Genomic DNA, 626 nt, shown 5'->3' with positions numbered 1-626 from the left:
GCAGCCTGACGGCTTGCGCTTCGCTAAAATTCAAGTCACTTTGGGCGGGGAAGACGTTAAATGCCTATACCGTCGGCACCCGGGGGCTGACACGATCGCCTCTCACCATCCAACAACCATACGGATGCTTAAACACGACAGTGCAAAGCCCAAGTTCACCCCGCATCAGAGCAAAAGTTCACACGATGACACACGAGACATGACACGCATCCGCACCAACCTGACCAACACCCTTTCTTCAGAGGACGATTTCGACCTCTCGATGATCTCCATCGGGGAGCGCTTTTTCATGAACGAGCGGGAATACATGTGCACCGACAAGGGATCTCGCGTCCTCATTGGAGTTCACATCGACAACAAGGTTCGCGACGATCCGAGCTGGTTAAACGGCCCTCCCTACGCGCTGGACGAAGTGACGTTCAACGAGTACGACTTTCCGGCAATTACGCTGAAGCCTGACGAGGTCGCTAAGCCAGCTTTCTGAAAGACGGACTGGTCCGGCAAGCCCTTCGTTCGGATTGAACCTGTCAATCCGAACGAAGACGTGTTCACATTGCAGGTCGATCAACGACACGCTGGCACTTGCCGACAGGTCATGGACCATGACCGGGACGCGAATGCGGCGG

At 55.3% G+C, this 626-nt stretch carries 1 protein-coding gene; it reads left to right on the top strand.

The window, feature by feature from the left end:
• Positions 1-484: hypothetical protein (locus tag E1297_RS49530; RefSeq protein ID WP_209015553.1), on the top strand; the 484-nt coding region annotated here is incomplete at its 5' end.
• Positions 485-626: the final 142 nt, after the last annotated feature.

This window comes from Roseibium sp. RKSG952, assembly GCF_009711355.1.
The sequence above is the reverse complement of the archived record's forward strand: the minus strand, read 5'-3'. Positions and strand labels throughout refer to the sequence as shown.